Origin of the sequence: Flagellimonas cixiensis, assembly GCF_042134615.1 — a bacterium.
Classification (GTDB): domain Bacteria; phylum Bacteroidota; class Bacteroidia; order Flavobacteriales; family Flavobacteriaceae; genus Flagellimonas; species Flagellimonas cixiensis.
The window spans coordinates 2,194,674-2,217,994 of sequence record NZ_CP169639.1 but is presented as its reverse complement, the minus strand read 5'-3'; the positions used below and the strand labels follow the sequence as shown (position 1 = coordinate 2,217,994).

The 23,321-nt window shown below is 40.5% G+C and carries 23 protein-coding genes; 13 read left to right on the top strand and 10 right to left on the bottom strand.

Annotated features, from left to right (window positions below):
* The first annotated feature begins 11 nt into the window (after positions 1 to 11).
* Positions 12 to 1,196, top strand: coding sequence for a pyridoxal phosphate-dependent aminotransferase (locus tag ABT310_RS09830; protein ID WP_375323728.1), 1,185 nt, complete (start codon positions 12 to 14; stop codon positions 1,194 to 1,196).
* 52 nt (positions 1,197 to 1,248) lie between these two features.
* Here the strand turns inward: ABT310_RS09830 and ABT310_RS09825 are convergent, their stop codons facing one another.
* On the bottom strand, positions 1,249 to 2,739 hold the full coding sequence (locus tag ABT310_RS09825) for a TrkH family potassium uptake protein (RefSeq protein ID WP_375323727.1): 1,491 nt from the start codon (positions 2,737 to 2,739) through the stop codon (positions 1,249 to 1,251).
* Positions 2,739 to 4,088 (bottom strand): Trk system potassium transporter TrkA, encoded by a 1,350-nt coding sequence (gene trkA, locus ABT310_RS09820; RefSeq protein WP_375323726.1) that lies wholly within the window; start codon positions 4,086 to 4,088, stop codon positions 2,739 to 2,741. The genes ABT310_RS09825 and trkA overlap by 1 nt, the downstream gene beginning before the upstream one ends.
* 192 nt (positions 4,089 to 4,280) lie before the next feature.
* Here trkA and ubiE point away from each other — a divergent pair, with 192 nt between their 5' ends.
* Together ubiE and ABT310_RS09810 are read left to right on the top strand one after the other, a co-directional pair.
* Positions 4,281 to 5,009, top strand: coding sequence for a bifunctional demethylmenaquinone methyltransferase/2-methoxy-6-polyprenyl-1,4-benzoquinol methylase UbiE (ubiE, locus tag ABT310_RS09815; RefSeq protein WP_375323725.1), 729 nt, complete (start codon positions 4,281 to 4,283; stop codon positions 5,007 to 5,009).
* A 4-nt stretch (positions 5,010 to 5,013) separates the two neighbouring features.
* Positions 5,014 to 5,712: a porin family protein gene (locus tag ABT310_RS09810; protein ID WP_375323724.1), complete on the top strand. Its 699-nt coding sequence runs from the start codon at positions 5,014 to 5,016 to the stop codon at positions 5,710 to 5,712.
* A 1-nt stretch (position 5,713) separates the two neighbouring features.
* On the opposite strand, the gene ABT310_RS09805 is transcribed toward ABT310_RS09810, so the two are convergent.
* On the bottom strand, positions 5,714 to 6,433 hold the full coding sequence (locus ABT310_RS09805; RefSeq protein ID WP_375323723.1) for a TrmH family RNA methyltransferase: 720 nt from the start codon (positions 6,431 to 6,433) through the stop codon (positions 5,714 to 5,716).
* Positions 6,434 to 6,457: 24 nt separating this feature from the next.
* Here ABT310_RS09805 and ABT310_RS09800 point away from each other — a divergent pair, with 24 nt between their 5' ends.
* From ABT310_RS09800 to ABT310_RS09780, 5 genes are all read left to right on the top strand, one after another.
* On the top strand, positions 6,458 to 9,040 hold the full coding sequence (locus ABT310_RS09800; RefSeq protein WP_375326170.1) for a BamA/TamA family outer membrane protein: 2,583 nt from the start codon (positions 6,458 to 6,460) through the stop codon (positions 9,038 to 9,040).
* Positions 9,041 to 9,094: 54 nt separating this feature from the next.
* On the top strand, positions 9,095 to 10,162 hold the full coding sequence (gene fbaA, locus ABT310_RS09795; RefSeq protein ID WP_375323722.1) for a class II fructose-bisphosphate aldolase: 1,068 nt from the start codon (positions 9,095 to 9,097) through the stop codon (positions 10,160 to 10,162).
* 28 nt (positions 10,163 to 10,190) lie between these two features.
* The gene (gene accD / locus ABT310_RS09790; protein ID WP_375323721.1) at positions 10,191 to 11,051 is read left to right on the top strand and encodes an acetyl-CoA carboxylase, carboxyltransferase subunit beta; all 861 of its coding nucleotides are present in this window, start codon (positions 10,191 to 10,193) and stop codon (positions 11,049 to 11,051) included.
* A gap of 143 nt (positions 11,052 to 11,194) precedes the next feature.
* On the top strand, positions 11,195 to 11,464 hold the full coding sequence (gene rpsO, locus ABT310_RS09785) for a 30S ribosomal protein S15 (RefSeq protein WP_090293579.1): 270 nt from the start codon (positions 11,195 to 11,197) through the stop codon (positions 11,462 to 11,464).
* 219 nt (positions 11,465 to 11,683) lie between these two features.
* Positions 11,684 to 13,924, top strand: a complete 2,241-nt coding sequence (locus ABT310_RS09780; protein ID WP_375323720.1) for a polyribonucleotide nucleotidyltransferase — start codon at positions 11,684 to 11,686, stop codon at positions 13,922 to 13,924.
* A 61-nt stretch (positions 13,925 to 13,985) separates the two neighbouring features.
* Here the strand turns inward: ABT310_RS09780 and ABT310_RS09775 are convergent, their stop codons facing one another.
* Positions 13,986 to 15,230, bottom strand: a complete 1,245-nt coding sequence (locus ABT310_RS09775; protein ID WP_375323719.1) for an acyloxyacyl hydrolase — start codon at positions 15,228 to 15,230, stop codon at positions 13,986 to 13,988.
* Positions 15,231 to 15,422: 192 nt separating this feature from the next.
* Here ABT310_RS09775 and ABT310_RS09770 point away from each other — a divergent pair, with 192 nt between their 5' ends.
* Complete coding sequence (locus tag ABT310_RS09770; protein WP_375323718.1) at positions 15,423 to 16,286, top strand: RNA polymerase sigma factor RpoD/SigA; 864 nt, start codon at positions 15,423 to 15,425, stop codon at positions 16,284 to 16,286.
* A 239-nt stretch (positions 16,287 to 16,525) separates the two neighbouring features.
* Here ABT310_RS09770 and ABT310_RS09765 read toward each other — a convergent pair whose 3' ends face one another.
* Both ABT310_RS09765 and ABT310_RS09760 read right to left on the bottom strand, forming a co-directional pair.
* The gene (locus ABT310_RS09765; RefSeq protein ID WP_375323717.1) at positions 16,526 to 17,041 is read right to left on the bottom strand and encodes a hypothetical protein; all 516 of its coding nucleotides are present in this window, start codon (positions 17,039 to 17,041) and stop codon (positions 16,526 to 16,528) included.
* Positions 17,042 to 17,047: 6 nt separating this feature from the next.
* Positions 17,048 to 17,599: a conjugal transfer protein TraO gene (locus tag ABT310_RS09760; RefSeq protein ID WP_375323716.1), complete on the bottom strand. Its 552-nt coding sequence runs from the start codon at positions 17,597 to 17,599 to the stop codon at positions 17,048 to 17,050.
* Positions 17,600 to 17,866: 267 nt separating this feature from the next.
* On the opposite strand from ABT310_RS09760, the gene rpe reads away from it, so the two are divergent.
* The 4 genes from rpe to ABT310_RS09740 all read left to right on the top strand — a co-directional run bounded on the left by rpe (position 17,867) and on the right by ABT310_RS09740 (position 20,498).
* A complete protein-coding gene (rpe, locus tag ABT310_RS09755) occupies positions 17,867 to 18,526 on the top strand; it encodes a ribulose-phosphate 3-epimerase (protein WP_375323715.1) in 660 nt (219 codons plus the stop codon).
* Positions 18,526 to 19,512, top strand: a complete 987-nt coding sequence (locus ABT310_RS09750; RefSeq protein ID WP_375323714.1) for a YpdA family putative bacillithiol disulfide reductase — start codon at positions 18,526 to 18,528, stop codon at positions 19,510 to 19,512. The genes rpe and ABT310_RS09750 overlap by 1 nt, the downstream gene beginning before the upstream one ends.
* Positions 19,513 to 19,593: 81 nt before the next feature.
* A complete protein-coding gene (locus ABT310_RS09745) occupies positions 19,594 to 20,019 on the top strand; it encodes a hypothetical protein (protein ID WP_375323713.1) in 426 nt (141 codons plus the stop codon).
* 5 nt (positions 20,020 to 20,024) lie between these two features.
* Complete coding sequence (locus tag ABT310_RS09740) at positions 20,025 to 20,498, top strand: glutathione peroxidase (protein ID WP_375323712.1); 474 nt, start codon at positions 20,025 to 20,027, stop codon at positions 20,496 to 20,498.
* 1 nt (position 20,499) lies between these two features.
* Here ABT310_RS09740 and ABT310_RS09735 read toward each other — a convergent pair whose 3' ends face one another.
* From ABT310_RS09735 to ABT310_RS09720, 4 genes are all read right to left on the bottom strand, one after another.
* Entirely contained in the window at positions 20,500 to 21,543 is a 1,044-nt protein-coding gene (locus ABT310_RS09735) for a D-alanine--D-alanine ligase (RefSeq protein WP_375323711.1), read from the bottom strand.
* Positions 21,544 to 21,545: 2 nt separating this feature from the next.
* Positions 21,546 to 22,262: an NRDE family protein gene (locus ABT310_RS09730; RefSeq protein WP_375323710.1), complete on the bottom strand. Its 717-nt coding sequence runs from the start codon at positions 22,260 to 22,262 to the stop codon at positions 21,546 to 21,548.
* Positions 22,250 to 22,735: a DinB family protein gene (locus tag ABT310_RS09725; protein WP_375323709.1), complete on the bottom strand. Its 486-nt coding sequence runs from the start codon at positions 22,733 to 22,735 to the stop codon at positions 22,250 to 22,252. Before ABT310_RS09725 ends, ABT310_RS09730 begins: the two co-directional genes overlap by 13 nt.
* 113 nt (positions 22,736 to 22,848) lie before the next feature.
* A complete protein-coding gene (locus ABT310_RS09720; RefSeq protein WP_375323708.1) occupies positions 22,849 to 23,292 on the bottom strand; it encodes a YHS domain-containing (seleno)protein in 444 nt (147 codons plus the stop codon).
* Positions 23,293 to 23,321 lie beyond the last annotated feature (29 nt).

Genomic DNA, 23,321 nt, shown 5'->3' with positions numbered 1-23,321 from the left:
AAGAAGTATCCATGAGCAACCATCTATCTGACAGGATTAAGAACATGTCCACGTCAGCCACTTTGGCCATGGCCGCCAAAGCTCGCGAATTACGTAACGAAGGAAAAGATATTATTGGGTTGAGTTTGGGCGAACCAGACTTCAACATTCCTGACTTCATCAAAGAGTCTGCAAAGCAGGCCATCGACGAAAACTTTAGCAGTTACACCCCTGTTGATGGGTATGCTGAATTAAAACAGGCCATCGCCCTTAAATTTAAAAGGGACAACGGATTGGATTATGGTTTAAACCAAATTGTGGTTTCCACCGGAGCCAAACAATCATTGTACAATGTTGCCATGGTGGCTTTAAATCCTGGTGACGAAGTAATTTTGCCTGCCCCTTATTGGGTAAGCTATAGCGATATTGTAAAATTGGCCGAAGGTGTTCCCGTTGAAGTTTCTACAGGAATCGATACCGATTTTAAAATGACACCTGCCCAATTGGAGGCTGCCATTACCCCAAAAACCCGTATGATTTGGTTTAGTTCACCATGTAACCCTAGTGGTTCGGTGTACAGCAAAGAGGAGTTGGAAGGTTTGGCAGAAGTTCTTAAAAAATACCCGGACATTTATGTGGTGTCCGATGAAATATATGAGCACATCAACTTTGTTGGCGACCACGTGAGCATTGCAGCCATTGATGGCATGTACGATAGAACCATTACTGTAAACGGTGTATCGAAAGCTTTCGCCATGACAGGTTGGAGAATCGGTTACATCGGAGCTCCTGAGTGGATTGCCAAAGGTTGTACCAAACTGCAAGGTCAGGTAACCAGTGGCGCAAATGCCATTGCACAAAGAGCTGTAATTACCGCTTTGGAAGCCCCTGTGAGCAAAATTCAGTACATGATCGATGAATTCCACAAGAGAAGGGATTTGGTGCTTGGGCTATTGGGTGAAATCGAAGGATTCAACCTCAACGTTCCTGAAGGTGCCTTTTATGTGTTCCCAGACATTTCAGCCTTTTTCGGAAAGACCTTAAACGGAACCACTATTAACAATGCATCGGATTTTGCGCTGTATTTGTTGGAAAATGCCAATGTGGCCACCGTAACCGGTGAGGCCTTTGGAAATCCGAACTGCATTCGAATTTCTTATGCAGCATCAGAAAAAGAATTGAAAGAAGCCATTGCCCGAATCAAGGCAGTGCTATAATTGAAATAAAACTTTAGCTGACAACCTCTTGAAATAACTTCAGGAGGTTTTTTTATGTCTTTTTCCAGAAATATGGGGTAAGTACAATCAGTACAGTGAAAAGCTCCAAACGCCCCAGGAGCATCAAGAAACTACACCACCATTTTCCTGCAGACGGCAAACTGTTGTAATTGCTCACTGGATTCAAGCTACCTAAAGCCGGTCCAACATTACCCAATGAAGAGGCAGAACCACCTACGGCCGAAACAAAATCCAACCCCAAAAGTCCCAATACCAAAGAGCCGATAATAAAGAGCAGCATATACAGCACAAAGAAGGCGATCACATTATAAACAATATGTTCTGAAACGGTTTTTTGATTGTAACGTACAGGAATAACAGCATTAGGATGCAGGGTGCGTTTAAACTCCAAGATTCCATTTTTGATGATAATTAAATGCCTCATTACTTTTATCCCTCCAGCTGTTGAACCTGCGGAGCCGCCCAAAAACATCAAACCAAAAAAGAAAACGGTCAAAAATGGGGTCCATGAGCTAAAATCTGCTGTAACAAATCCCGTTGTGGTTACCACGGCGACCACCTGAAATAAAGAATGCCTAAAGGCACTTTCCGCCTCTCCCCAAACCATCGGATGGAAATCAGAGACAGGAACCTCAGCCCTGAAGTATACTCCAAGTGTAGACAAAATAGCAAAAACAACCACAAAACCGAAGTAGTATTTAAACTCTTCATCCTTCAATACCCGTTGCACCCTTCTGGTCAACGCAAAATAACTCAACACAAAATTACTTCCTGCCAAAAACATAAATAGGATAATGATGTATTGAATCACGGGTTGATTGTTCCAATAGGCCACACTCGCATTCTTGGTGGAAAATCCACCTGTGCTCATGGTTGCCAAAGCATGGTTGATGGCATCAAAAAACGACATCCCGGCAATCTTCAATAAAACAGTCTCTAAAACGGTGTAGCCAAAATAAATGAACCACAAACGCTTGGCAGTATCCGTAATTCTTGGATGCAATTTATCACCTCCAGGACCAGGTGCTTCAGCAGCAAACAACTGCATTCCCCCTATTCCCAATAGCGGTAAGATGGCAATCGCCAAAACAATGATTCCCATGCCCCCGATCCAGTGGGTAAGGCTACGCCAAAGTAAAATTCCCGCTGGCAGCCCCTCAATATCATCCAAAATCGAAGCTCCTGTGGTAGTATAGCCAGACATGGTCTCAAAAAAAGCATCGGTTATGGACGGAATGGACCCAGAAAACAAATAGGGCAACATCCCTGAAATGGACATAATGATCCACCCAAAGGTCACCACAATGTATCCTTCCTTTCGCTTTACTTCCTTTTTATGGCCTCGGGTGTAGAACATGGCCATGATACCAAAAAGCATGGTTACGATGGCCGCCAACATAATATCCAAGGTGGCCCCATCCTTATAAATACCACTGGCAACGGCCGCCAAAAGCATAAAAGAGCCATTGCAAAGTAGCAACAACCCCATTATATGAATAATGATTCTTGTATTCAGCTTCATTATAGAAACAGCTTTTCTATCCTAGGAATGGCTTTGGGCAGACAGCAAACCACTACGCGGTCCCCTTCTTTGATTCTAAAATCACCCAACGCGATAATACCCTCTCCATTTCTGATCACCCCGCCTATACTGGCTTCTCTTGGAAAGTTCAATTCACGGATCAATTCGCCATTCACCAAGGATGAGGCTTTTACCTCAAACTCCAGAATTTCGGCATTTAGGTTGTTCAAACGGGTCAAGGCCAATACCTCACCTTTTCGGACATATCTAAAAATGCTATTGGCTGCCAACAATTTTTTATTGATCAGGGTATCCACACCAATGGAATGCGACAATTGAAAGTAATCCATGTTCTCGACCAATGCAATCGTCTTTTTAATTCGTTTGCTCTTGGCCACCAAACAGGACATGATATTGGTTTCGGAATTTCCGGTCACCGCGATAAAGGCATCCATGGATTCCAAGCTTTCTTCATCCAACAACTCCACATTGCGCCCATCACCATTGATTACCAGGGCGTGGGGTAACTCATCAGCAATATCGAAAGCCTTTTCTTTATTCTTTTCAATAAGTTTTACATTGAATTTTTTGTTGCACAGGTCACGGGCCGTTTTAAAACCAACTTTGCTCCCACCCAGAATCATCACGTTTTTGATGTCCTGCTTTTGCATACCGGTAAGTTTGTAGAGCTCTTCCACCCCTTTATCGGAAGTAATGAAATATACTTGATCACCTTCCTTAAATATGGTATCCCCTCTAGGTATCAACGTAAATTGCGTTCCTGTTCGCTGCAACGCTATGGGCATAAAGTGCAGTTCGGGAAAAATTCGAGCCGCCTCTTTCACCATTTTACCCACAAAAGGAGCTGTTTTGGGCAAAATAACCCCAAACATGGTCAAAAGTCCGCCTTCGAATTCATAGGTGTCATTAAATGCGGACTGGTTCAGCATCAACTGGATTTCCATGGCCGCCAAACGCTCTGGAGAAATAAGTTCGTCAATACCAAGTTGTTCAAACTTGATCAAATCACGATTGTCCATGAACTCCGTGTTGGAAATTCTGGCCATGGTTCGCTTAGACCCCAATTGTTTGGCCAATACACACAAGGTAAGATTCGTGGTTTCCGACTCGGTTACTCCGATGACAAGGTCGCTACCATCTATTTGGGCATCTTGGAGCACTTGAATGGACGTGGCATCTCCTCTTAGTACCCGAATATCCAAATGGCTATCCGCGTAGGCTAACTTTTCCTTGTCCGTATCGATCAATGTAATCTCTTGGGCCTCATAAGACAATAGCTTTGCCAAATGGAAGCCCACCTCACCTGCTCCTGCGATAATGATCCTCATTTATAGGAATATGATGTTTTAAATTTATTCAAATGTATTGGTTCTAGAAACAATTCAGTGGGTTAAGGTCGGCTAAATGACATATTTTTAGTCCAATAGGCTTCAATAGTACATTTGGTGGGCAAAATTACACAATTATTTTAGTCTGTATCCCTTATTCCGAAGTTGTATATTTGCCAGCAAATTAAAGCCATGTCGGAAAAAGTGACCCCTTATAAAGAATCCCAACTCGGTAAGAAGGAACAAGTAAAACAAATGTTCGATACGATTTCGGGCAATTATGATGGATTGAACCGAGTAATTTCCTTTGGAACCGATATTAAATGGCGAAAAAAAATCGTTGCTTTCTTAAGCGAAAAATCTCCTAAAAACATTCTGGACATTGCCACAGGAACAGGTGATTTGGCGATTGCCTTATCCAAAACAGGTGCTGAAAAAATTGTCGGCTTGGACCTTTCTCCAGGCATGTTGGAGGTAGGAAAGAAAAAAGTAAACGAAAAAAGCCTGGACAAAACCATCGAAATGGTGGTGGGGGACAGTGAAAATCTTCCGTTTGAGGACAATTCTTTTGACGCCATCACCGTAGCTTTTGGGGTTCGCAACTTTGAAAATCTTGAAAAAGGGCTTCAAGAAATTTATCGTGTTTTAAAACCAGAGGGACATTTTTTGGTGCTGGAAACTTCTGTGCCGACCAAAACACCTTTTAAACAAGGGTATCGTTTTTACACCAAATACATTTTACCGAACATTGGCCGACTTTTTTCAAAAGACCGTTCGGCCTATGCTTATTTGAGCGAATCGGCGTCTGTTTTTCCATATGGAGAGGCTTTCAACAATATTTTGGGCAAAATTGGGTTTATAGGAATAGAGAACAAACCGCAAACCATGGGTGTAGCAACCATTTATGTCGCCTCAAAATAGTTTAATGAAAAATTTTCTCATTCTATTTGGACTGTTCATTTTGGCATGTCCAACCTCTAATGCCCAATTTGGCAAGGACCCGATTTTAAATCTACAGAACGAGGATAAACATCTTCTAAACTGGGGATACTACCTTGGGTTTAACCAATACGATTTTCAATTTGAATACAGGGATGATATCGGCCGTGATGTTCTGGTCGACAAGTCTTTTGGATTCAATGTGGGTTTGATCGGAGAACTTCGAATCAACGAGTTTTTAGATGCCCGTTTTGAGCCTGGACTACTTTACACCGCGAGAACCTTGGGCTTTCCTGGATTTACCAATGAAAATGATGCCCTTAGAGAAGTGCGCTCCACGTATATCCGTTTTCCATTATTGTTAAAAGTGGGCACTCGAAGAATCGGCAATTGGAAACCCTTTATCATCGGCGGTGTTTACACATCCATAAACTTGGGCGCCAAAGAGGATAGCTTGGACGATAACAGTACAGGGGAGTTTCGGATGAAAAAGAATGTGTATGGTTACGAACTTGGGTTCGGGATTGATTTCTATACCGAATATTTTAAGTTCACCCCTTCAATTCGAGGTGTTTTTGCCTTAACGGATGAGCTGGTTCCCGATAACGACCCCAACAGTCCTTGGACAGGAAACATAAATGCGATGCGAACTCGGGGTATTTTTATCAATTTTACCTTCGAGTAAGTTATCTCCTTCTTATTTCATTCAATAGAATGGCAGTTGCAGTGGCCACATTTAAACTTTCTGTAGTGGTATCCCCAAATTGAGGGATAGAAATTCTTTTGGTGACCCATCGATTCACTTCTTCGGAAATACCATTGGCTTCATTGCCCATTACCAGTATTCCGCTTTGTGGAATATTTTCATGGTACACGGGTTCCCCATTCATAAAAGCGCCATATACGGGTTGATTATTTTTCTTTAAATAATCAACCAAATCAATATAATCGACCTGAACTCGCGCAATGGACCCCATGGTCGCCTGCAATACTTTTGGGTTGTAACAATCCACCGTATCCTGCGAACATATCAACTGTTTAATGCCAAACCAGTCACAAAGTCGGATAATTGTACCTAAATTCCCAGGATCACGCACTGCATCCAATGCAACAATCCAATCCACCTTGGAAAAAATCTTAGCTTCATCCATATGAAAAACGCCTAACATCCCATTAGGTTGGGTCAAACTGCTCATTTGCTTCAATGTTTTGGAATCGACTAGCTCGGAGCCTTCAAATTTATTGGCTTTCTCAGGTTCATCAACCAAAATAAGATACGGCCTTACATCTTCATTTAGCAGCTCCCGAACCACTTTTTCACCCTCAACCACAAATAGCCCGTGTTGAGATCGGTACTTTTTTTGCTTTAGGCTTACAACTAGTTTAATTTGGTTTTTTGTAACCATCTAAATCGTGTATTTTTGACGTCTATGAGGGGTTCTTTAGGTCTATTGTACAACAAGGCAAAAATAGGGTTATTGTTGCTTTTGTTCGGCATATCGGGGTGCAATACCTTAAAAAAGGTGGGGGAGGATGAATTACTGCTGACCAAAAACTCCATTTTTGTTGATGGCCAAAAAGTTACCAACACCGAAATCAAAGGACTGATAGGCCAAAAACCCAACAGCAGTGTCTTGGGCTATCCACTACGATTAAACCTATACAACCTTGCCAAGGAAAATCCAGATTCATCTTTTAATGACTGGCTACATCGCAAGGAAAAAAGGGAAAAACGCCTAAACAATCTACTTTCCAAAAAACAGGTCAATCGACTTAGTGAATCTTTTTTGGTAAAAGGATCAAGTGAGTTTTTAAAACGCATTGGTGAACCACCTGCTGTAATCGACACTACCAAGACCAATAAATCTGTTAAGCGACTCGAAGCTTATTACAACACCAAAGGCTATTTTAATAGTGATGCGTACTACGAAATTGTGGAAGACAAACACAAAAAACGTGCAGAACTACATTATAAGGTGAACCTGAGCAAACCGTATATTATTGACTCCCTTCAAAAAAGCATTGCATCGCCAGAGCTGGATTCGATTTACAAATTGTCGGTGAACAAAAGTCTCGTTAAAGAAGGGGAACAATTCGATTTGGACAAGTTTACCTTGGAACGGGAGCGACTAACCTCTTTGTTTCGGAATTCGGGCGTATACAACTTTCAAGAAAGTTCTATTAATTACGATATTTTAAGGGATACCACTTTAGGTGCCGACGACCAATTGTTGGATGTTCAGCTTAACATCAAAAAATTTAGGAGCAGTGCCAATGGCGTAGACACAACCTCCAATTATAAGGTGGCGCGAATAAAGAAAATCAACATCTACGCCGATTACGATATTTACGGAGATTCAGATTCATTGCAAGTGTTGGAATATGATAACTACAACATTTATTACAGTAATAAATTACGCTACAAACCCAAGGCACTAACAGATGCCGTGTTTTTTGTAAAAGACAGTATTTACCGAGATTTGGACCGCTTGCGAACCTACCGTCAGATCACCAACCTGAATACCTTTAAGTATCCCAACATCGATTTTATACCAGATTCTACCCAAACAGAACTGGTTTCGAATATTTATTTGGCCGCAAAACCAAAATATTCATTGAACATGAATTTCGATATCACCCATTCCAATATTCAGCAAGTGGGTACTGCCTTTAGTACTTCGGTGATTACGAGAAATGTGTTTGGCGGAGCAGAAACTTTGAATATTTCAGCTAGAGGGTCCATTGGTTTATTGAGCGATGCCTCTTTATCCAATGAAACCTTTACTTCAGAAATTGGTGGAGACGTCAACATCACATTCCCAAGAATTTGGTTTCCCTTTAAAACCGAAAAGATCATTCCTTATTATATGTTGCCCCAAACACGGTTGTTGGCGGGTACCAATTTCCAACGAAACATCGGTTTGGACAAACAATCCCTAAATGCCATACTTTCTTACAATTGGTCTCCGACAACACGACACAAAAACAATTTTGAGCTGTTGAATGTGGAGTTTGTGCGTAATGTAAACCCAGACAATTTCTATAATGTCTACCGGAACACTTTTTCCAACTTGGATGATATCGCTGAGCAGTTTAAAGGTGATGCACAATACGAGCAATACTTCAGAACAAATGATGAAGGCGACCAATTTTTAGATATTCCTGATGGTGCCAACCTATTTGCAAGGGATGTTCTGGACGGAACCATTTCGGTAACATCAGAAGAGCGGAATGATGTAAACAGTATAGAAGAGCGAAGGGTTCGTTTGACCGAGAACAACCTGATTTTTGCCAGCAACTTTTCCCATACCAAAAATAGCAGGACAGACATCAACGATCTCGATTTTTACCAATACCGAATCAAGGTGGAAAGTGCTGGTGGTATGTTGGCAGTTATAGCCAATGCAGTGGAATACAATAAAAACGATGCAGGTCAAAATTTAGTTTTTGGAGTTCCTTTCTCCCAATATGTAAAAACAGAATTTGATTATATACGCCATTGGCGAGTTGGAGAATCCCAAGTTATCGCTTTCAGAAGTTTTGGAGGCTTGGCCATTCCTTATGGCAACTCCAATAGCATCCCATTTGTTCGAAGTTACTTCGCTGGTGGCTCCAACGATAACCGGGCTTGGAATGCCTACGAACTGGGTCCCGGTAAAACAAGTAATGTAAACGACTTTAATGAAGCCAACTTGAAATTGGCTTTTAACCTCGAATATCGTTTTCCTCTTGCAGGTGACCTAAAAGGTGCCTTATTTGCAGATGCAGGAAACATTTGGAACGTTTTCGACAACGAGAATAATCCTGATGCCATTTTTAGCGGAATCGACTCCTTGGGAGACCTTGCCTTGGGGAACGGGTTTGGCCTCCGATATGATTTTACCTATTTTGTTTTTAGATTGGATATTGGATTTAAAACCTTTAATCCGGGCAAAGTTGGCGCCGATCGTTGGTTCGATGGTTACAACTTTAAAAACGCCACCTTTAATATAGGTATCAATTATCCCTTCTAGAGTAAATAATTTATTACTTTTGTTTCCTAATTTTAACTAGAAACCATCTTAATTATGTCCCACAACATAAAGCCGGGTGTAGCAACCGGAGACCAAGTTCAAGAAATTTTCAAGCATGCAAAAGCCAACGGTTATGCATTACCAGCCGTAAATGTAATCGGTTCGGATACCATCAACGCCGTAATGGAGACCGCTGCTACATTGAATTCACCTGTTATCATCCAATTTTCAAATGGTGGGGCACAATTTAATGCCGGTAAAGGATTGTCCAACGATGGACAGAAAGCCGCTATTGCCGGTGCTGTTGCCGGTGCAAAGCACGTACACCAATTGGCCGAAGCTTACGGAGCAACCGTAATTCTTCACACCGACCACTGCGCCAAAAAATTATTGCCTTGGATCGATGGTCTTTTGGATGCCAGCGAAGAGCATTACAAAGCCACGGGGAAATCCCTGTTCAGCTCACACATGATCGACCTATCTGAAGAGCCACTTGAAGAAAATATCGAAATCTGCAAGGGATACTTGGAGCGCATGAGCAAATTGGACATGACCTTGGAAATTGAATTGGGAATCACCGGTGGTGAGGAAGATGGTGTGGACAACACCGATGTTGACGATTCCAAACTATATACACAACCTGAAGAAGTGGCCTTTGCCTACGAAGAACTATCAAAAGTTAGCCACAGATTTACCATCGCCGCTGCTTTTGGTAACGTTCATGGGGTATACAAGCCTGGAAACGTTAAATTGACTCCAAAAATCTTGAAAAACTCCCAAGAGTTTATCTCTGAAAAATATGGAGTTGAAGAAAACCATATCGATTTTGTGTTCCATGGTGGTTCTGGTTCTACGCTGGAAGAAATTAGAGAAGCCATTGGTTACGGTGTAATCAAAATGAACATCGATACCGACCTTCAGTATGCGTTCTTGGAAGGCGTTAGAGATTACATCCAAGGAAAATCTGATTACCTACAAGCACAAATTGGAAATCCTGACGGTGACGACCAACCCAACAAAAAATTCTACGATCCACGCGTTTGGCTTCGTGAAGGTGAAAAAACATTCAGCGCACGTTTGAAAAAGGCCTTCGAAGATTTGAACAACGTGAACACCTTATAAAATTTCTGTATAACTAAATTTTGATTTCATGTCGTCTTGGTTTAAAAGAAAAGAAAAAGGAATACAGACCCTAACGGAAGAGAAAAAAGACACCCCTAAGGGGTTATGGTACAAATCTCCGACAGGAAAGATTGTTGAAGCTGAGGAATTGGCAAAAAACTTTTACGTTAGCCCAGAAGATGATTATCACGTTAGAATTGGCAGCAAAGAATATTTCGAGATTCTTTTTGATGACAACAAGTTCAAAGAACTTGATGCCAAAATAACCTCCAAGGATCCATTAAAATTCGTTGACACCAAAAAATACTCCGAGCGTTTGAAAGCAGCCGAGGCCAAAACTGGACTGAATGATGCTGTGAGAACGGCCATTGGAAAATCCAATGGAAAAGATTTGGTGATTGCCTGTATGGATTTTGCCTTTATAGGTGGATCGATGGGAAGTGTAGTTGGAGAGAAAATTTCTAGAGCCATAGATGTAGCCAAAAAGAAAAAGGTTCCCTTCTTGATGATTTCAAAATCGGGGGGTGCCCGTATGATGGAAGCTGCACTTTCATTAATGCAGCTGGCCAAAACTTCTGCTAAATTAGCGCAGTTGGCCGAAGCCAAAATACCATACATTTCTTTGTGTACCGACCCTACTACCGGTGGAACCACTGCATCATACGCCATGTTAGGTGATATCAACATTGCCGAACCAGGTGCATTGATTGGTTTTGCTGGACCACGTGTAGTAAAGGACACCGTAGGTAAAGACCTTCCAGAAGGTTTCCAAACAGCAGAATTTTTAAAAGAACACGGTTTCTTGGATTTCATCTCCCACCGTAGGGATTTGAAGAAAAAAGTAAACCTTTATATAGACTTGATTACGAATCAACCCGTAAGAGCATAAAAAAAGCCCCGAGTTCGGGGCTTTTTTGTTCACTTTATCAACAAATTCAAAAAAAGAATTATCTTTGCACGCTGATTGCTTGTCCTGCGAAAGCCTCAGGAACCAACAATCAATACATAATAATCATTTAAATAAATATTGGAATGTATTTAACCAAAGAAGTAAAAGCTGAAATTTTCAAGAAATTTGGCGGCTCTGAGAGCAACACCGGTTCTACGGAAGGACAAATTGCTTTGTTCACGCACCGTATCAACCACTTGACACAACACCTTAAAAGGAACCACAAAGATTATGGTACTGAGCGTTCCTTGGTGGCATTGGTAGGTAAAAGACGTAGTCTTTTGGATTACCTTAAGAAAAAAGATATTGAAAAATACCGTTCATTAATTAAAGAACTAGGTATTAGAAAATAAAAATAAAAGGGGAGGCTAAGGCTTCCCCTTTGTTTTAGTTGGACATGTTCCAACGCACTCAAGTCCCGATAAAAATCGGGCAAACACAAAAAGCTTCAAGTAGTTTTTCATTGGTCAGTGCCCAAGGCACACACAACAACAACACAACCCGACCGCCCGGATGGCGGTAGACCAAATGTTTAACAACCCACACCTTTCAGGTGGGGTAACATTATTTTTATGATTCCAAAAACTTTTAAAGAGGTCATAGACCTTGGTGACGGTAGGGAAATCTCTATCGAAACCGGAAAATTGGCAAAACAGGCCCATGGCTCTGTAGTTGTCCAATCTGGCAAATGTATGTTGCTATGTACAGTTGTCTCTAACTATAAAGCTTCAGATGTGGACTTTTTACCACTAACTGTAGATTATAGAGAAAAATTTGCCGCGGCAGGACGTTATCCTGGCGGATTCTTTAAGCGTGAAGCAAGACCTAGCGATGGCGAGGTTTTGACCATGCGTTTGGTGGACAGGGTATTGAGACCGTTGTTCCCAAAAGATTATCACTCCGAAACTCAGGTGATGATCCAATTAATGTCTCATGATGATGACGTTATGCCAGACGCCATGGCAGGTTTGGCAGCTTCAGCAGCCATACAACTTTCAGATTTCCCATTTGAATGTGCTATTTCAGAAGTTCGTGTGGGTAGAGTCAATGGTGAATTGATCATCAACCCTACAAGAGCACAACTTCAAGAATCCGATATTGATATGGTAATCGGTGCCTCTGCAGATTCCGTAATGATGGTGGAAGGTGAGATGAGCGAGATTTCTGAAGAAGAAATGGTAGAGGCCATAAAATTTGCACACGAGGCCATTAAGGTTCAGTGTGAAGCCCAAGTAAAATTGGCCGAGGCCTTTGGTAAAAAAGAAGTACGTGAGTACGAGCCAGAAAGAGAAGATGAAGAATTGGCGAAAAAAGTGCACGACCTAACTTACGACAAGGTGTATGCCATTGCTAAAGCAGGTTCATCAAAACATGAGCGCAGTGCAGCTTTTGAAGCCATTAAAGAAGAAGTAATCGCCACTTTCTCTGAGGAGGAATTGGAGGATTTTGGAGACTTGGTTTCCAAATATTTCTACAAAGCAGAAAAAGCAGCCGTTCGAGACCTAACCTTGGAAGAAGGGCTTCGTTTGGACGGACGTAAAACAACCGATATTCGTCCTATCTGGTGCGAAATCGATTATTTGCCATCCGTTCACGGTTCTGCCATCTTTACTCGTGGTGAAACACAAGCATTGGCCACTGTAACCTTAGGTACTTCAAGAGAAGCCAACCAGATTGACATGCCATCTTACGAAGGTGAGGAAACATTCTATCTGCACTATAACTTCCCTCCGTTCTCCACTGGTGAAGCACGACCCATTCGTGGCACATCCCGTAGAGAAGTTGGACACGGTAACCTGGCCCAACGTGCCCTAAAAGGTATGATTCCCGCTGATTGCCCATATACTGTTCGTGTTGTTTCCGAAGTGTTGGAATCCAATGGTTCCTCTTCTATGGCAACGGTTTGTTCAGGTACAATGGCATTGATGGATGCCGGTGTTCAATTGAAAAAACCAGTTTCAGGTATTGCCATGGGATTGATTACCGATACAGAAACCGGAAAATATGCTGTATTGTCCGATATCTTGGGTGATGAAGACCACTTAGGTGATATGGACTTTAAGGTAACCGGTACTGCTGATGGTATCACCGCTTGTCAAATGGACATTAAAGTAAAAGGACTTTCTTATGAAATCTTGGTAAAAGCATTGATGCAAGCCAAAGACGGAAGGTTGCATATTTTGGAGAAATTGACTGATACCATCGCCCAACCAAGGGAAGAGGTTAAATCTTACGCTCCAAAAATTGTTACACGAGTTATTCCAGGAGAATACATTGGTGCCCTTATTGGTAAAGGTGGAGAAGTGATTCAAGAGCTTCAAAAAACTACCAAAACCACTATCGTTATCAACGAAGATCCCGAAACCGAAGAAGGTATTGTTGAAATTTTGGGTACAGACCAAAGTGGAATCGACGCCGTATTAGCCAAGATTGACTCCTTGATGTTTAAACCTGAAGTGGGTAGCGTTTACGAAGTGAAAGTAATCAAGATGCTCGACTTTGGAGCAGTTGTGGAATATACAGAATCCCCTGGGAACGAAGTATTGCTTCACGTATCCGAGTTGGCTTGGGAACGCACAGAAAATGTTTCTGATGTTGTGAACATGGGCGATGTATTTGATGTAAAATACTTCGGTCTTGACCCAAGAACCAAAAAGGAAAAGGTATCAAGAAAAGCCTTGTTGCCAAAACCTGAAGGTTACGTAGAAAGACCTCCAAGAAATGATCGAGGTAATGATCGAAGAGGTGGCGACCGCAGAGGTGGTGACCGTAGAGACGGTGGAAACCGAGACAGAAAACCAAGAAGAGATTAAACTTCTTGATATTATTTTACAAAGCTCGTTCTTCGGAACGGGCTTTTTTTATGGTGTAACCTTACAAATTAAACCTTCTTACATATCCAAAAGTCAACTCACTAAAGTCTGCTTGCCCCAAATTCGCATTGATAAAAGCTCCCACGAAAAAGTTATGTTTGGGTGCTTTGTCCGTGTCCAACATATAATATTTTAAACCCATCCGACTTGAAACCACGTGTTTCAAATTGTAATAACCGTCAAGTTCACCAAGTACAATTTTTTCTTCCCCATTGGGAAAATAAGTGTATCCCTCGTTCAATTGCCAATCAATTTTGTAGAAGGGTTTATAATAGTTTAGTCCTACATTAAGTTCTACTCCCACATGGCTCATCAATAACTCCGCACTGCCAGAAACTCCCAAAGCGGAGGCATTCATTATAGGATTATCCGTGAATTGTGGTTCTTGGGTTCTTACTAACGTTTCTTCATTTTTTATGTAGTTGTAGTAGTGTTGGTAAAAGTTATAGTAGAAACCCACACCTAGCTTTACTGTTTTATTAATGATTTTCCCTGCCGAAAATGCCACGGCAAAAACTTCTTCCTTTTCATTGAATACATCGGAAAAAGAATTTTGTCCCAATCCAAATCTTCCTGTATAATACCATTCCAGAACTTTAGGGTATTCTTCTGGATTTTTCTCTCTGATAACCAATTCCTCATTTTTAAAATTAAGGGAGGTACCCAAAAGTATGGCATTGTATCCCCTATTCGGTTTTCGGGTATGCCCATTGGAATGATGAAAATATCCCAATCCCATTCGCCATTTGGTAGTTCTACTTTTTAAGAGGGTATAATAAATAAATGAGTTGTAGGACCAATTTAATCGAGTCGATACGCCCTTATTAAATGGATTGGTTTCCTTATTGTACTGTTTGGTGATATAAGAACCCCCAAGGGAAACCCATAAACTAAACCCATCCAAGGTATTGGGGAACAATGAAAACTCAGCGTAAGGCATAACACTATAGGCATATCCCAACGCATCTTTGTTTCCTAAATCGGTAAAGCCAAGAGAAATTCCTGTTTTTGGACTATTGAGGTGATACCGCCAATATTTTTGGTCTTTCGATTCAAATTGGCCTACATTCAAAAAAAGGCTTTTTTGCAACCCATGCTCAGGAAATTCACTATTGGAATTACCCAACATCCCTACATAAACATCAAATCCTAGATAGCCATAATTCTTGGGCAGCTCTTGTTGTGACGACACATCAAAAGGAATCAGCAAAAAGAAAATAAAGACTATACGGATTAAGTATGTCATCGAAGAAAATTAAATTCCTTTATGTTAACTCAATAAGCAACACTTTAGCCATGAATATAACCAATGTCAGCTTTGAAAGCCATTTGAGCCCAAAAAATTAAAATAAAATTCACCAAAATGTAACTTTTCACGTTTTTCTACGTATAACCTAATGAGCTCCGGCTCTAAAAATATAATTGAAGGGAAAAATAGATGAGACAGTTAAAGATTACAAAACAGGTTACCAATAGGGAAACCGCATCGTTGGACAAGTATTTGCAGGAAATCGGTAAGGTAGATTTGATAACTGCCGATGAAGAGGTGGAGTTGGCTCAGCGAATTAAAGCGGGGGACCAAATAGCCTTGGAAAAATTAACTAAAGCCAACCTTAGGTTTGTGGTTTCCGTAGCCAAGCAATACCAAAACCAAGGGCTTACCTTACCTGATTTAATCAATGAGGGTAACTTGGGATTGATCAAAGCAGCACAACGTTTTGATGAAACCCGTGGATTTAAATTTATCTCTTATGCCGTTTGGTGGATTCGTCAGTCGATTCTTCAGGCATTGGCCGAACAATCCCGTATTGTACGGTTACCATTGAACAAAATTGGTTCCATTAACAAGATCAATAAAACTTTTGCTTTCTTGGAGCAAGCACACGAGCGTACCCCTTCTGCTGAGGAAATTGCCAAAGAATTGGACATGACCGTGGAAGATGTGAAACAATCGTTAAAAAACTCAGGGCGTCACGTATCTATGGATGCACCTTTGATTGATGGTGAGGATTCCAACCTTTACGATGTATTGCGCAGTGGGGAGTCCCCTAATCCAGATAAGGAACTTTTGCACGATTCGCTTCGTACCGAAATTGAACGTGCTTTGGAGACCTTGACCCCCCGTGAGGCCGATGTAATAAGACTTTATTTCGGTTTGGCCGGTCAACACTCCATGACTTTGGAAGAAATCGGAGAGACGTTTGATTTGACCCGCGAACGTGTTCGTCAGATCAAGGAAAAAGCAATCCGACGCCTAAAACATACCTCCAGAAGTAAAATTTTAAAGACCTATTTAGGTTAAAGTGTGAATATTACGCTAAAAAATTACAGTTAAACAAACCTTAAATTTGATTTTTGGCAAGAAAGTTGTAATTTAGTAAGATATAACAGTTTATCATGACTGTTCGTTTTTTGATTGATGAATAAACTCCGGCTGATTACCGGAGTTTTTTCATTTATGGCCATATTGAAAAATTAAGGCACCTGTTCAATGTTAATCTAATTTTTCCATACCATTTTCTACTATTTGAAAGCAATACTTCACTTTGATTTTTTCCTTTTCATCATCGGTAACCATTTTTTAATCAAATTTCTTTGTCCAAATGGCATCCCCTTTTGAGCTTCTGTTAAGCTATCATAATATCTAGAATAAACCTCATCTGATATTTTAATATAAATTGCTGTAATTTCAATTATTGAGTGGTCAACAATAAATGAATACCCCTCATCAGGACAATCAAGTTCACAACTAATAAGTTTAGTATAGCTAATAGGAAATCCATTTGAATTAAAAAGTCCTAAATAAACAGAAGTTTCTGGAGGACCATCTGTATAATATTCATAAATAACCAAGTATTGATTATTTACAATTGTATCTTTTATAAAATTGAAATAATCCAAATATTCTTCCTTATCTACTTTGAATGTCTCCTTTGCTTGGCCATCAGAAATCTTGGCTTGCCTTTCAATTACGGAGAAAAAATCTTTGTTTTTTTGCCCAAAAACAGAAACCAGCCCCAGTAAAAAAGTTAATATTAAAAGCTTTTTCTTCGTCAAAACAGTCTATTTAAAAAAATACCGAACTCCGGCCCCTACCAACACAAAGGACTCATCTACTTGGCTACTAAAATGATAATAGGCTGTAGTGGGAACGTAAAAAGAAAGTGCATCCGTGAGGTAAAAATCGATTTCAAAGGACGCAAAAATACCGTAGAGCATGCCACTTTCCGGTACCACATATCCAAATTTCGCAAAGGATTCGCCATTATTGATGTACTCATAACCTCCCGACAATCCTCCTCCCGCATATATATAAAACCCACGATTGGGTCTCGATAACACAGTTTTAAAATAACCTAGGTTCATTAAATAATCAGTGTACGGAAACTCAATACTCGAATCGGGTTGTTCCGTTGATGTTACCATTGCAAGGGAAACATGCCAATAATCGGTAGAGTTATGGTAATGGTTCACCAATAAATTCAAACCATAACCATTAGTACGGTAACTGGGGTTAAAAGCAACGGACAAGTAACTTCGTTGCCCAAATATTTCTTGGGTCGAAACCACCAAAAGTCCCAATACCATTAATGCACATACATACTTTTTCTTCATTCCTATTGAAGATTTGGGTAGCAAGAACTATAAATTAAAATCAGGAGCCTGAGGTTTACGGCTCTCATAAAGGTTGAAGAAAAGACCCATCACTATAGCGATAAGTCCACTACAATATTAGCCAAAAAATGGTACAATCCAGTTGGCACCTCCAATTATTCGAGCAAATGCAGGGTAAATTATGGCAAAAGTTCAAACTCAATGGCCATTGGAAATTGGTAAATGTTTATTGGTCATTGTAAATTGATATTTGGCTAAATTTGTAGTATGGATAAAAAATGTATCGCCCCTTCGCTACTGGCATCTGATTTTGCCAACCTACAACGAGATATTGAAATGGTGAACCAAAGTGAGGCCGACTGGTTTCATTTGGATGTGATGGATGGCGTCTTTGTTCCCAATATATCTTTTGGAATGCCAGTGATACAAGCCATCGCAAAATATGCCAAAAAACCGTTGGATACCCACTTAATGATTGCAAATCCAGATAAATACATTAAAACCTTTGCGGATTTAGGCGTACACCATTTAACCGTACACTACGAGGCATGTCCACATTTGCACAGAACGCTTCAAGCCATTAAGGCCGAGGGCATGAAAGCAGGGGTTGCGATTAATCCACACACCTCAATAAAACTATTGGAAGACACTATTCAGGATATTGACATTGTGATTGTGATGAGCGTAAATCCAGGGTTTGGAGGACAATCTTTTATCGAAAACACCTATCAGAAAGTAAAGGAACTCAAAAAACTTATCCAAAGTAAAAATGCCAATACCCTGATTGAAATCGATGGTGGTGTAAATGCTGAAAATGCAAAAAAATTGGTGGATGCGGGAGCCGATGTTTTGGTCGCGGGCAGTTTTGTTTTCAAAAGTGAAAATCCAACCGAAACCATTAAAAATTTAAAAGCAGAAATAGCATAATGCAGGAGTTTGATGTTGTAATTATTGGAGGGGGGCCCATAGGTATTGCCTGTGGCCTAGAAGCCAAAAAACAGGGGTTGAGCTATATCATCATTGAAAAAGGCCCGATTGTGAACTCCTTGTTCAATTACCCGATGAACATGCAGTTCTTTTCATCTTCAGAAAAATTGGAGATAGATGAAATTCCTTTTATTAGCAAGGAGGCCAAACCCAAAAGAAACGAAGCTTTGGAATACTACCGAAGAATCGTGACTTCGAATAAATTGAACATTCACCTTTTTGAAAAGGTGAGACAGGTGGAAAAGCAAGGTGACTTCTTTCAGGTTATTTCCGAAAAAGATGAGTACAAAGCCAAAAATGTGGTGGTGGCAACAGGTTTCTATGATTTACCAAACACCATGAATGTTCCAGGGGAAGATTTACCTAAAGTTTCCCATTACTACAACGACCCACATTTTTATGCCAGCCAAAAATTGGCCGTTGTCGGTGCCAGTAATTCTGCTATTGATGCCGCTTTGGAATGTTGGAGAAAAGGAGCCGAGGTTACATTGATCATTCGTGGTCCTGAAGTGGGGCAACGCGTAAAATATTGGGTGCGTCCCGATATCATCAACCGAATTGAAGAGGGGAGCATAAAAGCGTATTACAATTCCACGGTGAAGGAAATACAACCCCATGAAATCACCATCAACACAGAAGATGGGGAAGTGACTTTTGAAAATGATTTTGTTTTGGCCTTGACAGGGTACATGCCCAATTTTGAATTTTTGGAAAAACTGGGGATTACCCTTACCAACGATGAAAAACGTTTGCCCACTTACGATCCAGAAACTATGGAAACCAATGTAGAAGGCTTGTTTTTGGCAGGAGTTATCTGTGGCGGGATGGAAACCCACAAATGGTTCATAGAAAATTCCCGAATACATGCCCCTATTATTATGAGCGCCATAAAGCATAAAATGGAAGTGGCCCAAGAAAAGTCTTGATTTGAGTTAAAATTTGTTGCATTTCAGAAAAGGCTTCCTTTTGGATATGAGTATATTTAAGGAAATCTGAAACACTTTTGAATGAAAAACGCAACAAGCTCCACTCAAAATATAAGTAGGGTCGTCCTCGGGCTATTGATGATAATCGCCGGTATTGGACACCTCACCTTTCAACGCGAAGAATTTCAGGCGCAAGTGCCCCGATGGTTGCCCACAAGTGAACCTTTTATGGATTTTGTGGTGGTAGCTTCGGGCGTAGTGGAAATACTTTTAGGCCTAGCTATGGTATTTTTGGTCAAATACAAGGTGAAAATTGGAATCGTATTGGCCATTTTCTATGTTTTGATATTCCCTGGAAACATCTCACAATATACCAATGGCATCGACGCTTTTGGACTGAACACTGACCTTAAACGATTGGTTCGTCTGTTTTTTCAGCCCGTTTTGATCCTTTGGGCACTTTGGTCCACAGGGGCACTACAACACCTAATGAACAAACAAAAATAGCAGCTATGGAATTTTACAAATTGGAAGCAGAGCGATTGAACGGTTCCCTAGAAAAAATGGAACAGTATAAGGGAAAAACTGTAATCGTAGTGAACACTGCAAGCAAATGTGGACTTACCCCACAATATAAAGGATTGGAATCACTATATCAGAAATACAAAGACCAAGGTTTGGAAATTTTGGGATTTCCCTGCAATCAATTTGGCAACCAAGAGCCTGGTAAGGCCAATGAAATTAGTGAGTTTTGCCAAGTGAATTATGGAGTGAGTTTCCCGATGTTTGCCAAAGTGGATGTGAACGGAAAAAATGCACACCCCATTTTTAAATATTTGAAATCAAACCTCGGTAGTTTGCTGGGCAGTAAAATCAAATGGAATTTCACCAAATTCGTCATCGACAAAAATGGAAAACCAGTAAAACGCTTCGCTCCAGTAACCGAGCCTGAGGCGATGGAGAATTATATTAAAGGGATTCTGTAATTCAAGCCATTTTCAACTGTGCCTGCAAGGCACCTGACTCTTTTAGCATGTTTCTGCCATCCTTAAAACTGAGATATGGATAACCCTTTTGATGGTTGAGCATACTAATGTCACAAAGCATACCCCAATGTCGGGCGATTTCTTTCCATGCCCAAAACAACGAATGTTTGGGGTCATAAATGTGGGTCGCCTCCCCTCCCGCTCCATTAATTTCGATGATGCTAAAGTTTCTGCCTTGACAAAGTTCCTCAAAAGAGTTGTAAAGTACATCCAATCGACCATAATGGAACCCATTTATTTGCCGGCATACTCCATCAATGGTTTTCACTAAGTCTGTATTGATTTTATCACTGACATCAACAAATTTTGCGCCTCGGGTATGACTTCCGTAGGGCACCAAGATAAACTCCTCCCCTTTTTTCAACACGTTTTGCAGTTTATCCCCAAACTTATTTTGCAAGGCTTTCAATTGAAAATGACTTCTTGGATTGGCCTTGATCAATTCCAAAATACTACGTTGACCGTCGCCAACTACTTTTAAAAATTCTTTGGAGACAATTCCAGTAATTTTACCAATCTCTTCTTCAGGTTTTCTTACATAAAAAATCCCAACTTCTTTGGTAAATGGAATTAGTTCCTGCACCAAAAAATCGGAAGGCGACCAGGCTACGTATTCTTGAAATGCTTCTTTATCCTGAATTTTTTCAACCCCGAAGGACTTCATTCCAATGTTGGGTTTGGCAATGAACGGGAAACCAATGTCCGAAACCAAAATACGTTCCAAGGCAATATCGGAAGACTCATTTTTGGGAATGAAAACAGTTTTTGGAATGTTTTGGTCAGGAATCATTTCATAGATTTCCTTTTTGGAAATCATTGCCATTCCACCGTTTTTCATTCCGGGATTTGCGGCATTGAAATAGAAAATAGACCGTGCCTTAATGGAATAATACAACCAAACCGGAAACATAGGATAATAGATCAACCAAAAGGGCCAATATTCCCAATGGGTTATTCTGTGCCATATCAGTTGTAATCGTTCCATTTTTAAAAAGTGAGCTCCCCGGCCGAAAAGGGCACCTCAAAAACTTTATCGTTCAATAAATCCAAATGTTTCATCAGGATTTGGTCCTCGCCCAAAATGGCTTGGGTTACACTAAATGTTTTTAAGCCTGATTCCCTGTCAATGATAAATCCATTTTCAAAATCATTGTGATTGTTGGAATGAAAATCCAGTATATCAGAAGCTTCTATTGTAGTCGTTGTTTCTTGAAATTCATCAAACAAAATGGCTCTGTGTTTGATGATCTCATCGGAATAAAGCGTAGCCGAAGCCCAAATATGGTTTTGGGTCTTGTCCAAACCTCTAAAATATTTTTGATTGCCATCCCATCGGAATTCCATCAAAGCAGCATCAAACAACACCAAAGTAAAAGGCTCAATCTGGTATAGTTCCATTTCTTTTAGCGAACCCAATGGATTATTGGAACTAATAATATCAAGCAAAATAAGCCCTCGGCTTTTGGCATAGCTCCCTCCCATTTGATGGTTTACAAAGGCACCATTCAGCAAAACGCCCACAGCACCGTTCTCATTTAGGGCAAACCAGGTACCTCCTGCTTTTGGATCCTTTGGAAAAAGTACTTTTGTCGCACCGATGGTTTCTTCTTTGGGTTGATGGGCCAATGGCCTGGAAATATGCTCATCGCGATTGGAGGTGATAAAATATCGCCCTCCTGAGCAAACAAAACTTACTGTGCACATGTTTTTCTGTATTGCATGGTTGATGGCGCAACTCCAAATGAAATCGGAAGCTCTTGTCCTGTTATTTGTTCAATCCCTACCTTGATCAAGGCATGATGGTGAATCGTATGTTCCAAATTATACATCACTTCACGATAATAATTGGAGTCCAAACAGGTAGTTTCACCCGCCAGTTCGTAGGTGATTTTTAAATGCTTATTGGGTTGTTGAAGCTGTGACTGGATCAAGCTCAATTTTTCCATTGCGAAAGTTAGGTCTTGCTCAATTCTTAGGTCACGTTCCCGACGGTCATAAGAAACATTGGCAGATGGGTAACCTTGAAGCAAACAAAGATAGAGTTCGATAACATGTCGGGTGTGCTGCCCGATAGTGGCATTGGAAAGCACACTACATTTTTGGGAGTAACAATCCAATGGCAAAGCCAATAGTACTTGTTTGAACTGCTCGAGAGTATCCAACGAAGGTTTGAACATGTATGGTAAGGTTGTTTTTAGATTGATTTATGATGTTTGGTTTTAGTTATTTCAGCATAAGATAAAAAGAAAATTCAATGTATCCTGTATGCTGAATTCACTTTTACCTTTCTTTAGTTTTTAATTTTCTCCCAGTTTTTATCAGCCTGATCTTTCAATTTATTGGGGGACTCGTTCAACCAAAATTGTAAGGTGTTGTTTTTACCTTGATTGTAAAAAAGGTACAGTTTCCCGTCCCTAATTTCAAACGTTTCTGGGTTTATATTCACTTTTTTTCCGCTAACCGCAACAGCGTAGGCGCAATATCCACCAAATTGAGGCAAATACGTTTCAGAATTCATTTTAAACTTTTCCAAGTTGTCTTTACTGGAAAACTTATAGTTTATACCATCATAAATAGCGATAAATTCCTTATCACCTTCCTTGGCCTCCCCTTCAAAATAGGCAACAACATCATAGCCATTGGCGGCAAAACCTTTCTTGGTATTGTAATCTATGCTTTGGGCTTGACCATTAGCTCCAAATACCAAAATAAAAATCAATATCAACTTTTGCATACCCTCTAATCTAGATTGTCGTCTATTTC